This is a genomic window from Paraburkholderia sp. A1RI-2L (genome assembly GCF_048957375.1).
Classification (GTDB): domain Bacteria; phylum Pseudomonadota; class Gammaproteobacteria; order Burkholderiales; family Burkholderiaceae; genus Paraburkholderia.
This window is the reverse complement of sequence record NZ_JARBTA010000002.1, coordinates 1,743,787-1,756,786: the sequence shown is the minus strand read 5'-3', so window position 1 is coordinate 1,756,786 and position 13,000 is coordinate 1,743,787. Positions and strand designations below refer to the sequence as shown.

Here is a 13,000-nt window from a genome sequence, read left to right as displayed (position 1 = left end):
ATTCAGCCGACCATTTCCCTCACCGCGCAAAGCACGAGCGATGCGCCAATCACCATCAGCACGCTGAACGCGAGCCTGCGCATTGCGATGGTGGAGAGCGGAGGCGGGTAGTGGCGCGCCGCGACCGTCATCAGCATGACGACCGGCGCGGCCAGCGCGGCCTCGATGCAGATCGAGACGGGCAGCGCGCCTTCCCAGGCGCTGAACAGCACGCGCGTGAGCGACGTCACCGTGAAAATCACGATCAGCGCGCAGCGAATCTCGATCAGCTTGAGCGGCTGGCGATAAAACTGGAAGATGAGCGGCGGCCCCGAGACGCCGAACATGCCGCTCAACAGACCGCCGCATACGCCGCTCACGAAAAAGCTGCGGTCTCCTGAACGCCGCGCGAGCGGCGCGGGCCGCAACGCGGCGCTCAGGCCGCCATACAGCACGACCGCGCCGAGCAGCAATTGCAGCACGCCCGAAGCCGCCGTGCTCAGATAATCGAGCAGCAGCACACCCACCACGACCGAGGGCAGCACGCCGAGCGTCGCCGCGCCCACGGCGCGCCAGTCGATATGGTGGAGCTTGCCGGGCAGCGCGGCCGCGCTGTTGGCAAGCGTGACGAGACTCATCAGGGTGGCGATGCTGGCGATGGGCGCGAGGCTGAAGCCGCTGGTGGCGCCCATCACGATCATGCCCAGGCCGAAGCCGGTAATTGTCTGAAAATAACTGGCGGCGCCGATCACGGCGATCAGCACCAAAACCTTCTCATGCGTCATGCTGCGTGAGGTTCCTGCGAGTGAGCGGCGGCGCGCGGGCGGGCCGCCTGGGCCGCTTGTGCCTGGACCGCCGTGGTGGCGATCACGTAATAAATGTCTTCGGGCGAGCAGCCGCGCGAAAGGTCGTTGGCGGGCCGGTTGAGACCCTGCATCAGCGGGCCGATGGCCTTCGCGCCGCCCAGCCGCTCCGCGAGCTTGTAGCCGATATTGCCCGCGTCGAGATTCGGGAACACCAGCACGTTCGCGTGACCGCCGCACTGCGAATGCTCGATCTTGCGCTCGGCGATCTCCGCCACGAGCGCCGCGTCGAGCTGCACGTCGCCGTCCACGCACAGCGTTGGGCGCTGCTCGTGCACGCGGCGGGTCGCCTCGATTACCTTGTCCACGCTCGCGTGGTGGGCGCTGCCGCTCGTCGAGAACGACAGCATCGCGACGCGCGGCTCCTCCATCAGCAGGCTGCGCGCGCTGTCCGCGGCGGCCATCGCGATTTCGGCGAGCTGCGCCGCGTCGGGGTCCACCACGAGCGCGCAGTCGGAGAAGATCAGCGCGCCTTTATAGCGGTGAAACGGCTCGCACAGCATCATCAGGAAGAAGCTCGATACGAGCTTGAACGAAGGCTCGACACCGATCAGCTGGATGGCCGAGCGCACCACGTCGGCGCTCGTGTGGACGGCGCCGGCCACCGAGCCATCCGCGTGGCCGAGACGCACCATCAGATTGGCGAAGGCGAGGGGCTTGGCGGCCTCTTCCCATGCGAGCGCGGGCGTCATGCCCTTGGCGCCGCGCAACGCGACGAGCTCGTCGGCGAACGCGGTGCGCCAGGCGCTGGTTTGCGGGTCGATCAGCGCGATCTCGCCAAGGTCGATGGACTCGCGCGCGGCGGCGGCGCGGATGGCGTCCGGCTGGCCGACGAGCATGATGCGCGCGATGCCTTCCTGGCTCGCCCGGGCCGCGGCGGCGAGCACACGCGCGTCCTCGGCCTCGCAAAGCACGATGCGCATGGGCGCCTGGCGGGCGCTTTCGACGATGCGGTTCAGGGCTTTCATGGTTTCATGGGATTCAGATAAATAACGCAACGTCCATATGCGAAAAACCCGCGCGCGCCGGGTGGGCGCGCGCGGGCCGCTACTTTGCCGCTTAGACGAAGTCCTTGTACTTGTCGAGCAGGCGCACGGGCTTCGAGAGCGCGTCGCGGCGGAACGGATCGCCGAGCTCGCGCGTGCACATGATCTCGACGATGGTCGTCTTGCCGTGATTCATCTGCAGATCGATCGCGCGCTTGAGCGCCGGGCCCACGTCCTCCAGCTTGTCCACCACGATGCCTTCCGCGCCCATCGCCTTCGCGATGCCGGCGAAGCTCGGGCTTTCGAGCTCGCCCGCCACGAAGCGGCGGTCGTAGAAGTCGACCTGGTTCTTCTTTTCCGCGCCCCACTGGCGGTTATGGAACACCACAGCCGTCACCGGAATGTTGTGGCGCACGCAGGTGAGCGTTTCCATCAGGCTCATGCCCCATGCGCCGTCGCCCGCATACGAGACCGCGGGGCGGTGGGGCGCGGCAACCTTCGCGCCGATGATGGTCGGGAACGCATAGCCGCAATTACCCCAGCTCATCGCCGCGAAGAAGCTGCGCGGCTTGTTGAAGCGCAGGTAGCTGTTGGCCACCGAGTTGATGTTGCCGATGTCGGTAGACACCATGACGTCCTCGGGCATGGCCTTTTCCAGCTCGCGCAGCACCTGGCGCGGGTGCAGATACTCGCCGCCGGTGGGCGTGCGCTCGTGCTTCTGCTCTTCGATCATGTCGAGGCTGTAGGCGTCGCGCTCGTGGGTCCACGAATCGAGCTCTTTTTCCCACGCGGCCTTTTCGCCGGCGATCTGGTCGGCGCGTTCGCCGCGCGTGGCGTCGCTCACGAGGGTACGGTTCGCGAGACGCTCGGTGAGCGCCTGCGCAGCCGCCTTGGCGTCGCCGCAAATGCCCACCGAAATCTTCTTCACGAGGCCGAGCATCTTGTGATCGGCGTCGATCTGGATGATCTTCGCGTCTTTTGGCCAGTAGTCCATACCATGTTGCGGAAGCGTGCCGAACGGTCCAAGACGCGAGCCCAGCGCGATCACCACATCGGCGCGCGAGATCAGCTTCATCGCGGCCTTCGATCCCTGGTAGCCGAGCGGGCCGCACCAGAGCGGATGGTTCGCCGGGAACGAGTCGTTGTGCAGGTAGCTGTTCACGACCGGCGCGCCCAAGCGTTCGGCGAGCGCCTTGCACTCCTCGATCGCATCGCCCATCACGACGCCGCCGCCCGAGATGATGACCGGGAATTTCGCGCTGGCGATCAGATCGGCCGCTTCGTTCAGGCTTTCGGCGCCGCCGGGGCCGCGGTCGAGGCGGCGCGGCTGCGGAATCTCGGCCTTGATCTTGCCGTAGAAGTAGTCGCGCGGAATGTTCAGCTGGGTCGGGCCCATTTCGGACATGGCGCGGTCGAAGCAGCGCGCGGTGTATTCGGCCATGCGCGCGGGGTGGGTCACGTGGCCCTGGTACTTCGTGAACTCCTGGAACATCGGCAGCTGATTCGCTTCCTGAAAGCCGCCAAGGCCGATGCCCATCGTGCCCGCCTCGGGCGTGATCATCACGACCGGGCTATGGGCCCAGTACGCCGCCGCGATAGCAGTCACGCAATTGCTGATGCCGGGGCCGTTCTGGCCGATCACGACGCCGTGACGGCCCGACACGCGCGAGTAGCCGTCGGCCATGTGAGCCGCGCCTTGCTCGTGAACGACGGGAATGAGGCGGATGCCGGCGGGCGCGAAGATGTCCATCGCGTCCATGAACGCGGAGCCCATGATGCCGAACATGTCGGTCACGCCGTTGGCCGCCATGGTTTCAACAAAGGCTTCGGACGGGGTCATGTCCTGCGGGCCGCTGGCCGCCTGGGTCGAGGTCTTTTCGCTCATCAACTGTCTCCGGTTGTCGTGTGACGGCAATGCCGTGCTTTCAATGCTATTCGGCGTCCCATGAGGGTCAAGGGAATCCGAACTCGATGGGTGAATCTGAAATGGAATGGAACGTTTCGTTTCAAAACGCCGGGTGCCACTGCGTGGACTTACGCCTGCAGCTTCGGGCGTTCCTTGCGGAACGCGCGCTTCACGGCAATGCGTCCGTCGCGGAACTCGAACAGATCGCAGCCTTCGGCTTCGATGCGCCAGCCTTCAGCGTGCGTGCCCGTGAACACCCATTCGGACACGCCGCGATCGCCCGCGACGTAGTGGCGTCCCGCGCCCCAGTGGGCGTCGGGAAAGGTGCGAAAGACGGCTTCGAAGGCGGCGCGCACCGCTTCGCGTCCAACGAAGCGGGTGCCGTAGACTTCGGGGCCGCCAGCCGCGTCGAATACGCAGTCTTCGGTCATGAATTCCATCAGCGCATTGGCGTCATGACGGTTGAAGGCATCGGAAAAGGCGGCGAGCGTGTCGGCCGTGACGGTGGATTGGGCGCTGAGCGTATCTGCCATACGTGTCTCCAGTTGGAAGCCGGCGCCGTGCACGAGAAGTCGTGCGTGGCACCGTATATCGACACGTTAAGGTTTGCTCATCGAGTGCGGTAGCACCAGTGCGAATCTTTCGCCTGGGCCAGCATGCGGGCCGCTCAGGGCCGCGGCGGGGACGCTCAGGCGGGACGCTGCAGACGCACGACTTGCGCGAGCGCGCGCACACCGGGTTCGATCTTGTCGAGCTCGATGGCGGAGAAGCCCATGCGGAACCAGGGGCTGTGTTCGGCGTCGTCGGCGAAGAACACGCCGCCGGGCTCGATCAGGATGCCGGCCTCGCGCGCATCGTCGGCGAGGCGCGCGGAGTCGAGCCAGGGCGGGCCTTGCACCCAGCACGACGCGCCGCCGCCGACCGGCACGTAGCGCACCTCGGGTAAATGCGTATCGAGCGCCGCCATCAGCGCGCGCGCCCGCTCCTTGTAGGCATGGGCGAGCCGGCGCAGCAGCGCGTCGTGATGCCCGAGCGCGAGGAAGGTCGCGAACGCGCGCTGGATATAGGCCACCGGGTGACGCACCATCAGGCGGCGCAGCGCGCGCAGCTCGCGCACGAGCTCGGGCGGGCCGACCACGTAGCCCAGACGCAGGCCGGGCGCGAAGGTCTTCGAAAGGCTGCCGACGTAGATCACGCGATCCGCCGTGTCGAGGCTCTTCAAGGCCGGATGCGGCGTGCCGGAGAAGGTGTTCTCGCTCTCGTAGTCGTCTTCGATGATGACGAAGTCGTGCTGCTGGGCGAGCTCGAGCAGCGCGCGGCGGCGCTCGATGGGCATGGTGGCCGTGGTCGGGCACTGGTGGCTCGGCGTCACGAACACGTAATCGCAGCGCGCGAGCGAGTCGGCGAGGCGCACCGGATCGATCCCTTCGCCGTCTATCGGCAGTTCGAGCAGATTCGCCTTGCGGTTCACGAAGATGTTGCGGGCATCGGGATATCCCGGATTCTCGAAGCCGACCGTCGTGTTTTTCCCGAACAGCAAATCGGCGACGAGGTAGAGCGCCTGCTGGCAGCCATTCGTAATGATGATTTCGTCGGGCATCGCGAACACGCCGCGCCGCGGCAGCACACGGGTGCGGATCTGCTGGATCAACGACTCGTCGTCGCGTTCGATCAGGTCGGGCGCCCAGTTGCGGATCTCCATGATCGATAGCGCCTTCAGGCAGCACTCGCGCCAGTCGTTGGTGGGAAACAGCGATTGATCGAACTGCCCGTAAATGAACGGATATGCATAGTTCTGCCAATTGGCGGGTTTGACGATGTTGCGCTGGGCCGAGGGCGGGCGCTGGATGCGCGATTTCCAGACCGGGGCGAAGGGCGACGCCGCGCCATGCGGCTCGGCCGCGACGGCTTGATCCGCGCGCTGCTGCTCCCGCTGCTGCACGCGCTGCTGCGCCTGCTTTTGCACCGTCACGCCGTGCAGGCCTTCCAGCATGGCGGGGTTGACGAAGTGGCCGCTGCGCTCGCGCGAGACCAGATAGCCTTCCTCGACGAGCATCTGATAGGCGAGCACGACGGTGTTGCGGGCGACGCCAAGCTGCTCGGCCAGTTCGCGGCTCGACGGCAGCGCGGCGTCGGGCGGCAGTTGTCCGTCGAGGATGGAGGCCACCAGCATCTCGCGAATCTGGTGCTGCAGACTTGTTTTCGACTCCGGTGACCGTCGGAACTGCTGGGCCCAAAGGGCGGACGGGGTGCGGGTCGGCATGCTTGCTCCTGTGATGGGTGAGGGCGGTGAGAGGGCGGTGAAAGTCCGAAAGTTCGATCGCCGGTTTGCAAAGCCGATAAATCGACCTGACATTCGGCCATTATCGGCCCACAATATTCAATAGGGGCCTCCCGAGTCGATTAGGTGAATTTCGGAGCGACGGTTCGCGATGAACCTGCCTCACCGGCCTTCGGGAGAACCCTCACGGGTGCGGGCGAGCGCTTGCCGCTGCTGCGACGCAGCGCGAGCGCAGAACGGCGAGCGGGCGCGCGGTTTGCGCACGCCGTCCGAATCATCGAAGGAATCCATGGTGCCGGGCTCATCTGGCACTGGCTCCATCGGATCTTCCCGCGTGGTACTACCCGCCGTTTTATTGATTGAGAATCCTTGGTTCAACGGGCGAGACGCTAACAACAAGCGTGGTGAAACAAAAAAGCGTTCCGCGGCGAGCTCATTGCATTTCAACTTGAGGAGACGGCGGTGAAAGCCTTACCCAGACTGACGAAAATGATGAAGCATCCCGTCGACTCGCCAATCGAGCCGGTGATCAAGATACGCCGCGGCCACGGCAAGTTCAATTCCTGGTGGCTGACGACCGCCGTTCTCGCGATCTGCGTCGTGCTTTGGCAGGCGGTATCGAAAGCAGGCATTTTTCCGTCCTTTGCGCTCCCTTCGCCGGTGGCGGTGTGGCAAGCCTTCGTCGACATCATCCATAACGGCTACGGCGGACAGTCGCTCATCAGCGACATCCTGGTTAGTTGCTTGCGCATCGTTGTGGGTTTTGTCGGCGCGATTGTGATCGGCGTTCCCGTTGGCCTGCTGATGTCGCGAAACAAGATCGTATTCGACATCATCGACCCGCTGCTGCAGTTCATTCGGCCGGTTCCGCCGCTTGCCTATATCCCGCTGCTGGTGGTGTGGTTCGGCATCGGCGAATTGCCCAAGGCCATTCTCATTCTGGTCGGCACCATTCCGGTCATCATCATCGGCACCATGTCGGGCGTGAAAAGCACGCCGGCGCTGCGCATCTCGGTGGCGCGCACGCTCGGCGCGACCAACGCGCAAATCTTCCGCAAGGTCGTGCTGCCCTCGGCCATGCCGGAAATCTTCACCTCGATGCGTGTGGGCATCGGCGTGGCGTGGACCTGTCTCGTGGCCGCGGAACTGATCGCGGCGAGCAGCGGGCTGGGTTGGCTCGTGCAGTTCGCAGGACAAGCCTTGCAGGTTGCCATCGTGATCGTCGGCATCGTGATCATCGGGTTGATCGGGTATGCCATGGAGCTGGCGATTCGCAAGATCGAAAACATAGTCGTTCCCTGGCGCGGACATAACTGATCGGGTCATCCGAGGAGACGAAAAATGAAAAAGATGCAATGGATCTTTGGCGTGAGCGCGGCCCTGCTTGCCAGCAGCTGCCTGGTGCCCGGCGCGGCTTACTCGCAGGGCAAGCCCGAAGTCATCATCGGCTACGAGGACAACGGCGCCGATCCGTACATGGTGTCGATGGCCGAGCATCTGTTCGAAAAGCATATGAACGCCAATGTCGAGTACAAGCTCTTCAGCTCGGGCCCGGCAGCCATGAGCGCGCTGGCGTCGAACAGCCTCACGTTCATGTGCGGGCTTGGCGTGCCGCCGCTCGTCACCGCCATCGCCCAGGGCTTGCCGATGGCCATCGTGTACAACCAGGAGCGCTATACCAATGCGGCCGGCATCGTGGTCAAGCCCGATAGCGGCGTCCACGACGTGGCAGGGCTCAAAGGCAAGAAGATCGCGATCGTGGCCGGCTCGCAGGCTTCCTTCGAACTGGCGACCTTCCTGGCGCAAGCGCACGTGCCGTATGAATCGGTCACGCAGGTCAACATGGCGCCGCCGCAGATGCGCACCTCGTGGGTGACCGGCGCGATCGACGCGGCGATCGTCTGGGATCCGGTCTTCAGCGCGCTGCGCGCAGCCGGCGGCAAGGCCATCAAGACCGACGGCGACCTGCCGCGCGAAGCTTCCAGCTACAACGTGTGCATCGCCAACGCGGAATGGGCGAAAGCGCATCCGGACCTGGTGACCGGCTTCGTCAAGGCGCTCGACGCGGGCTATCAGGTGACGATGAAGAATCGCGACCAGGCGATCGCCGAGATGGCGAAGGCCACCGGCGTGACCGTGCCGGTTGCGACGAGCGAGCTCGCCGGTTACGAGCTCTTTTCCGGCGCCGACCAGACCACGCCCAAGGTGATGGGCCTCGACGCCGGCGTCAAAACCTCCGCGACGTACCAGACGCTGGTGAATACCGCCAAGGTGCTCAACCAGATCGGGCGTATCCCGTCCGTGCCGGCGAACTTCGACGCGAACGTCGCGCCGCAGTATTCGAAAGCGTTGGCGCATTGACTCATTCGCGCATTGATCCATTGACGGTCTGACCGTCGAACAGGAGACGAACTTGAACATCGTCATCGATTCCCTGTACAAGACTTTCGGCGCCACCACGGCACTGGAAAACATCAATCTGCAGTTCCGGGGCGGCGAATTCATCACCGTGCTCGGCTCTTCCGGCTGCGGAAAGACGACCTTGCTGCACCTGCTCGCCGGTCTGACGTCGCCCTCGCGGGGCAACATCTATATCGATGGCGAGGTCAAGGAACAGCCCGGCGCCGACCGTGTCGTGGTGTTCCAGCAGGCCGGCTTGTTTCCGTGGCTCAGCGTGGAAGAAAACATCGAGTTCGGTCCTTCGCTGCACGGGGTTCCCAAAGAGCAACGGCGCAAGGATTCCGCGGAGATCCTGCGCATCATCGGCCTGGAATCGTTCGCCAAACATAAGCCCTACGAGTTGTCGGGCGGCATGCAGCAGCGCGTGGCGATCGCGCGGGCGCTCGTCATGAAGCCGAAGGTGCTGCTGATGGACGAGCCCTTCGGCGCACTTGATGCGCAGACGCGCCATTCCATGCAGACGTTCTTGACCGAGCTATGGGAGAAGCTTCATTGCACGATCGTGTTCATCACCCATGACATCGACGAAGCGATCTTTCTCGGCACGCGGCTCGTGGTGCTTTCGGCGCGTCCTGGGCGGGTGGCGCTCGACGTGCCCATCGAGCTGGACCGCCCGCGCACGCCGGAGGTCGCGTTCGAGCCGCATTTTCTGGAGTTGAAGAAGACGGCGATGGGCATTCTCGCGCATTGATGCATGCGCTCCCCGAGCGCGGCGGTCAACGGCCCATGAGCAGCGTGCCAGCGAAAATCGCTTGCAAGCGCAATAACGGCCCGCTATCGTTGCGCTGTTCGACACGCTGCAGCGGGAGAGACCGTCACTGCGAAAGCACCTGACGGCGCCGACGGAGCAACCGCCCCGGAAACTCTCAGGCACAAGGACCCTGCAGCAAGAACATCTGGAGAGCGGCGCGAACGCGCCCACCGAAGGAGATTTCCGCGCCGGCGCGTCCAGCGCCGGCGCGGAAAGAAACTCTCAGGTACATGGACAGATGGGGCACAGGTGTCGGAAACGACAAGTGCTCAATCTAATCTGGACCATGTCATGTCACGAATCGCCATTATTGGCGCCGGGATTACCGGCGTCACGACCGCTTACGCCCTCGCCAAGCGCGGTTTTCGCGTTACCGTGCTCGAACGCCATCGCTATAGCGCGATGGAGACTTCGTTCGCGAACGGCGGCCAACTCTCCGCATGCAACGCCGAAGTCTGGAACAGCGCCGCCACCGTTATCAAAGGCCTGCGCTGGATGCTCACGCGCGACGCGCCGCTGCTTGTAAACCCGCTGCCGGGCTGGCACAAATATTCGTGGATGGCCGAGTTCCTGCGGCAGATTCCGAACTATCGGGCAAACACGCTCGAAACCGTGCGCCTTGCCATCGCGGCCCGCGAACACCTGTTCGAGACCGCGCGCAAGGAGGGGATCGAATTCGACCTGGAACAGCGCGGCATCCTGCACATCTTCCGGGACCGCAAGAGCTTCGACGCTTCATCGAAGGTCAACGCCATCTTGACCGAAGGCGGTCTCGACCGCAGGCCGGTGACCGCAGCCGAGATCCGCCAGATCGAGCCCACGCTGGAGGGCGCGTTTTACGGCGGCTTCTTCACGCCCTCCGATTCGACCGGCGACATCCACAAGTTCACGCGCGGCCTGACGCAAGCGTGCGTGCGGCACGGCGTGGAGTTTCGCCACGACACGCAGATCACGGCGATCCGGCGCGATTCGGACGGTGTCTTTACGGTATCGGCGACGCAGCAGGGCGCCGCTCACGACGCGAGGTTCGAGCGCATCGTCGTTTGCGCGGGCGTCAACAGCCGCGCATTCGCGTCGATGCTGGGCGACCGCGTGAACGTGTATCCGGTGAAGGGCTATTCGATCACCGTATGCCTCGACGACGAGACGAGCCAGCGCGCGGCGCCATGGGTCAGCCTGCTCGACGAGAGCGCCAAGATCGTCACAAGCCGGCTGGGCGCCGAGCGCTTCCGCGTGGCCGGCACGGCCGAGATCAACGGCCTTAACCGGGACATTCGCGCCGACCGCGTCGCGCCGCTCGTCGAGTGGACGCGGCGCCTGTTCCCGCAGGTCAGCACCTCGCGCGTGATCCCGTGGGCCGGACTGCGGCCCATGTTGCCGAGCATGCTGCCGAAGGTCGGCCGGGGACGCATGCCGGGCGTGTTCTACAACACCGGGCACGGGCACCTCGGCTGGACGTTGTCGGCGGCAACGGCGGAGAACGTCGCCGCGCTGATCGAGGGCATGGCGGGCAGTGCCCAGGACGTTCGCTTGGCGACCGCCTGAGCGTCGCGGCATCGTCGCTTGACTTGACCGCAGCACCTCATGGCCGCCCGCGCAAGCACGCGGGCGGCGCGGCTATTTGCGGCGCGCGGGCGGCTTTTCGTCCGCGTGCTGGTCCGCGTGTTCATGCACCCAGACTTCGTGCAGGTCCACCATGAAGGCCTGCAAAATAGAAGGTACGGCAGAGGCCCGGCGCGTCGCCGCGCAAAAGGGCGACTGCATGCCGAACTGCTCCGGGCCAATGCGCCGCATCTCGTCGCGCTCGACCCAGCGCGCCGCGTAGTGATTTGGAAGGAATCCTATATACGCGCCCGAGAGAATCAGGATCGCCTGCGCCTCGACGTTGTCGACGGTCGCCGCGGCCTTGCTCGCACTCAGCATCTTCAGGTCGTGCTGCTGCAGGTAGCCGCGCGCGGCGATGCGGCTCGTGGCAATGGCTTCGATCTGAATGCCGTTTTCCCGTGCCCCGGCAAAGAGCGGATTGCCCTTGCCGCAATAGAGCCCATCGGGCTCGAGATAGAGCTCGGTGTAGGCGAGCCCCGGCACGTGAATCGGGAAGTGGCCGATCGCGACATGGAGCCGGCCGTCGAGCACGCGCTCTTCGAGTTCCGCCGGCGTGCCGACGTAGACGTCGACATGCACGTCGTCGCCCCGCGAGACGAACTTCTGCAAGGCCCGCGGCAGCGGCGAGGCGAGGTCCGTCACCGTGTTGTCGATGATGCCCAGATAGAGCCTGCCGGCGATATGTTGCTTGAGCGCGTCCGTGTCCATGCAGAACGCCTCGACGGCCACCTGCAGTCGCTGGGCCGCCTCATAGGTGGCAAGTCCGTGCTCGGTCAGGCGGAAGCCGCCGCGGCCGCGCTCGCACAGCTTGAGACCGAGGCGCGTTTCCAGCGTGGTCATCTGCTCGCTGATGGTCGACTGGCTCACGTTCAGGGTCGCCTGGGCCGCGGAGAAGCCGCCGCAGCGAACGACATGCATGAAAACCCTGAGCAGTTTGAGATCGACGTCCCGCAGTTGCATCATTGCCCGCGTTCTCCATAATCGCTTGCTTCGGATATTCCGATATGAACATCTGATACCCGGGATTTTTGGTCAAAAATAATGCGCACATAGTGTCTCAAAGCGGCGGCCCGGCAGAAACCGGGTCGTTCACCGATTACTGACTGGATCAGCCAGCGGATCACACACGGAGACACTCATGCCGGGCAATACGTACGAAAGCGGGCGGCTGGACTTGCCGTTCGTGGGACATTGCACTTTCGCGAAATCGCCGGTCTGCCTCGACTGGGACCGCATCGACGCCGATGTGGCAATTCTTGGCGCCCCCAACGACATGGGCACGCAATGGCGCTCGGGCGCGCGCTTCGGGCCGCGCAGCATCCGCGAGGCATCCACGCTGTTCTCGTTCGGCCATGCGGGCGCATACGACCACGAAGACGACGCGCTCTATCTGACGCGCGATCAAGTCCGCATGGTGGACGTAGGCGACGCCGACATTGTCCACACCGACATGGCGGCGAGCAACGCCAACATCGAAAGCGCCGTGCGCAAGATCCTCGCGAACGGCGCGATGCCCATCACGCTGGGCGGCGATCATTCGATTCACGCACCCGTGATTCAGGCGTTCGAGGGCCGCGGTCCCATTCACATCGTGCACTTCGACGCGCATCTGGATTTCGTCGACGAGCGCCATGGCGTGCGCTACGGGCACGGCAATCCGCTGCGGCGCGCCTCGGAAATGCAGCATATCAGCGGCATGACGCAACTCGGTATCCGCAACGTTTCTTCGTCGAACCGCAGCGACTACGATGCGGCGCGCGCAGCGGGCTCGGACATTCTGTCCGTGCGCGACGTGCGCCGGCTCGGCACGCAAGGCGTGCTCGAACGCATTCCCGAGGGCCGCGCCTACTACATCACGATCGACATCGACGGCTTCGATCCGTCCATCGCGCCGGGCACGGGCACGCCGAGCCATGGCGGCTTCACCTACTACGAGGTGCTCGAAATCATCCAGGGGCTGGCCCGCCGCAGTCACGGCAACGTCGTGGGCATGGACCTCGTCGAGGTGGCCCCGGCATACGATCCGGCGGGCGTCACGCCGATTCTCGCGGCGCAGCTGCTGCTGAATTCCATCGGCTTCATTTTTCACGCGCGCAGCCAGCGGCCGCGCTGAGGCCTCCCTGCGGATAGCGGCACCCAACGTCAACACGCGCGCAGCGAGGGCACGAC

The 13,000-nt window shown here is 64.8% G+C and carries 11 protein-coding genes and 1 riboswitch; of the genes, 5 read left to right on the top strand and 6 right to left on the bottom strand.

Annotated features, from left to right (window positions below):
• Positions 1 to 2: 2 nt before the first annotated feature.
• The 5 genes from PWP93_RS22845 to PWP93_RS22825 all read right to left on the bottom strand — a co-directional run bounded on the left by PWP93_RS22845 (position 3) and on the right by PWP93_RS22825 (position 5,997).
• Positions 3 to 764 carry a sulfite exporter TauE/SafE family protein gene (locus tag PWP93_RS22845; RefSeq protein WP_421046059.1) on the bottom strand — a complete coding sequence of 254 codons (762 nt, stop codon included), beginning with the start codon at positions 762 to 764 and terminating at the stop codon, positions 3 to 5.
• Positions 761 to 1,810 carry a phosphate acetyltransferase gene (pta, locus tag PWP93_RS22840; RefSeq protein ID WP_421046058.1) on the bottom strand — a complete coding sequence of 350 codons (1,050 nt, stop codon included), beginning with the start codon at positions 1,808 to 1,810 and terminating at the stop codon, positions 761 to 763. The genes PWP93_RS22845 and pta overlap by 4 nt, the downstream gene beginning before the upstream one ends.
• A 91-nt stretch (positions 1,811 to 1,901) precedes the next feature.
• Positions 1,902 to 3,713, bottom strand: a complete 1,812-nt coding sequence (gene xsc / locus PWP93_RS22835) for a sulfoacetaldehyde acetyltransferase (RefSeq protein ID WP_421046057.1) — start codon at positions 3,711 to 3,713, stop codon at positions 1,902 to 1,904.
• Positions 3,714 to 3,862: 149 nt separating this feature from the next.
• Complete coding sequence (locus tag PWP93_RS22830) at positions 3,863 to 4,267, bottom strand: nuclear transport factor 2 family protein (protein ID WP_421046056.1); 405 nt, start codon at positions 4,265 to 4,267, stop codon at positions 3,863 to 3,865.
• Positions 4,268 to 4,422: 155 nt separating this feature from the next.
• The gene (locus PWP93_RS22825) at positions 4,423 to 5,997 is read right to left on the bottom strand and encodes a PLP-dependent aminotransferase family protein (RefSeq protein ID WP_421046055.1); all 1,575 of its coding nucleotides are present in this window, start codon (positions 5,995 to 5,997) and stop codon (positions 4,423 to 4,425) included.
• Between the two features lie 480 nt (positions 5,998 to 6,477).
• Here PWP93_RS22825 and PWP93_RS22820 point away from each other — a divergent pair, with 480 nt between their 5' ends.
• The 4 genes from PWP93_RS22820 to PWP93_RS22805 all read left to right on the top strand — a co-directional run bounded on the left by PWP93_RS22820 (position 6,478) and on the right by PWP93_RS22805 (position 10,771).
• A complete protein-coding gene (locus PWP93_RS22820; protein WP_421046054.1) occupies positions 6,478 to 7,332 on the top strand; it encodes an ABC transporter permease in 855 nt (284 codons plus the stop codon).
• A 24-nt stretch (positions 7,333 to 7,356) separates the two neighbouring features.
• Positions 7,357 to 8,376, top strand: coding sequence for an ABC transporter substrate-binding protein (locus tag PWP93_RS22815; protein WP_421046053.1), 1,020 nt, complete (start codon positions 7,357 to 7,359; stop codon positions 8,374 to 8,376).
• 52 nt (positions 8,377 to 8,428) lie between these two features.
• Positions 8,429 to 9,166, top strand: a complete 738-nt coding sequence (locus tag PWP93_RS22810) for an ABC transporter ATP-binding protein (RefSeq protein WP_421025421.1) — start codon at positions 8,429 to 8,431, stop codon at positions 9,164 to 9,166.
• A gap of 101 nt (positions 9,167 to 9,267) precedes the next feature.
• Positions 9,268 to 9,367, top strand: a riboswitch (glycine riboswitch).
• 150 nt (positions 9,368 to 9,517) lie between these two features.
• A complete protein-coding gene (locus PWP93_RS22805) occupies positions 9,518 to 10,771 on the top strand; it encodes a D-amino acid dehydrogenase (RefSeq protein WP_421046052.1) in 1,254 nt (417 codons plus the stop codon).
• A gap of 72 nt (positions 10,772 to 10,843) precedes the next feature.
• On the opposite strand, the gene PWP93_RS22800 is transcribed toward PWP93_RS22805, so the two are convergent.
• On the bottom strand, positions 10,844 to 11,794 hold the full coding sequence (locus tag PWP93_RS22800; RefSeq protein ID WP_421046051.1) for a LysR family transcriptional regulator: 951 nt from the start codon (positions 11,792 to 11,794) through the stop codon (positions 10,844 to 10,846).
• Between the two features lie 175 nt (positions 11,795 to 11,969).
• Here PWP93_RS22800 and speB point away from each other — a divergent pair, with 175 nt between their 5' ends.
• Entirely contained in the window at positions 11,970 to 12,944 is a 975-nt protein-coding gene (gene speB / locus PWP93_RS22795) for an agmatinase (RefSeq protein ID WP_213302973.1), read from the top strand.
• The last annotated feature ends 56 nt before the right edge of the window (positions 12,945 to 13,000 follow it).